At 71.5% G+C, this 1,405-nt stretch carries 1 protein-coding gene and 1 pseudogene; both read left to right on the forward strand.

Annotation, left to right across the window (positions count from 1 at the left end):
* A pseudogene (locus C1J00_RS43205) lies at positions 1–293 on the forward strand (hypothetical protein); the annotation flags it as partial.
* A gap of 143 nt (positions 294–436) precedes the next feature.
* The gene (locus C1J00_RS43210) at positions 437–1,294 is read left to right on the forward strand and encodes a fumarylacetoacetate hydrolase family protein (RefSeq protein WP_102914214.1); all 858 of its coding nucleotides are present in this window, start codon (positions 437–439) and stop codon (positions 1,292–1,294) included.
* Positions 1,295–1,405 lie beyond the last annotated feature (111 nt).

Consider the following 1,405-nt stretch of genomic DNA (forward strand, 5'->3'; position numbering starts at 1 on the left):
TGTTTAAGAGACAGGTCCTCAGCGGGGCGGGGCTCGTCTACGCCGGGCTGTTCGTGGTCGTGGCCTGCGTCGCCGCGTTCAGCTACCGGCTCAGCAAGCGCATGATGGCCGCCAACCCGGCCGCCCGGGCCGGCGGCGAGCAGCCGGCCGGGCTGGGGGCGGTGACGAAGGTGATGCCGTTCATGTCGTTCTTCACGCTGGTCACGGTGGCCGTCGTACCGCTGGCCGCCGCGCTGTACGTCGTGACCAGCACGACGTGGAGTGCCGTCGAGCGGGCCGTGCTGTACCGGTGACGCGGGGGCCCGGGTCCAGTACGTGAACGGGGTATTGCGGAGGGCACTCCCAGCTTGGAGGATCGACCAGTCCTCCGATGGCTGTCCCGCCGCATCCGGGTCGCGCGCATCGGCCGGGCGCCCGCGATCGAGGGAGACTGATCATGAAGCTGCTGCGAGTCGGTACGGCGGGGGCGGAGCGGCCCGCGCTGCTCGACGCCGAGGGGACCCTGCGGGACCTGTCGGGCGTCGTGGCGGACATCGACGGCGCGCTGCTCGCCGACGAGGACGCGCTCGGCCGGGTCCGGTCCGCCGCCGACGCCGGTGACCTGCCGGTTCTGGACGCCACCGGGCTGCGGATCGGGCCTCCGCTGGGGCGCATCGGCAAGATCGTCTGCATCGGGCTGAACTACCACGACCACGCGCGTGAGACCGGCGCCGAGCCGCCCGCAGAGCCGGTCGTCTTCATGAAGGCGCCGGACACCGTCGTCGGGCCGGACGACACGGTCCTCGTGCCGCGGCGGTCCCTCAAGACCGACTGGGAGGTCGAGCTGGCCGTCGTCATCGGGCGTACGGCCAGGTATCTCGGGTCCACGGAGGAGGCTTTGGCGCATGTCGCCGGGTACGCCGTGGCGCATGACGTGTCCGAGCGGGAGTTCCAGATCGAGCGCGGCGGGACCTGGGACAAGGGGAAGAACTGCGAGACGTTCAATCCGCTGGGGCCGTGGCTCGTGACGGCGGACGAGGTGCGCGATCCGCAGGACCTGTCCCTGAGGCTCTGGGTCAACGGGGAGCTGAAGCAGGACGGGACGACGGCCGAGCAGATCTTCCCGGTGGGGGAGGTCGTGCGGTACCTCAGCCGGTTCATGACGCTGTACCCGGGCGATGTGATCAACACCGGGACGCCGGCCGGGGTGGCACTGGGCGCGCCCGAGCCCAAGCCGTTCCTGCGGGCCGGGGATGTCGTGGAGCTGGAGATCGAGGGGCTGGGGCGGCAGCGGCAGGAGTTCAAGGACGCGTAGCGCTCCGCTGGGTGAGCCGGGGAACTGCGGTCGGCTTTCGACTGCGGGCCGTTCGTGGCCGGTCGCGCAGTTCCCCGCGCCCCTTGGGGGGCGCTTCCGTCACGTCGGCGG

Origin of the sequence: Streptomyces cahuitamycinicus (genome assembly GCF_002891435.1) — a bacterium.
Taxonomy (GTDB): domain Bacteria; phylum Actinomycetota; class Actinomycetes; order Streptomycetales; family Streptomycetaceae; genus Streptomyces; species Streptomyces cahuitamycinicus.

What these genes read in the sequence shown, in the direction of transcription:
- C1J00_RS43210 (WP_102914214.1), top strand. Translation starts at nt 437, where the DNA reads ATGAAGCTGCTGCGAGTCGGTACGGCGGGGGCGGAGCGGCCCGCGCTG.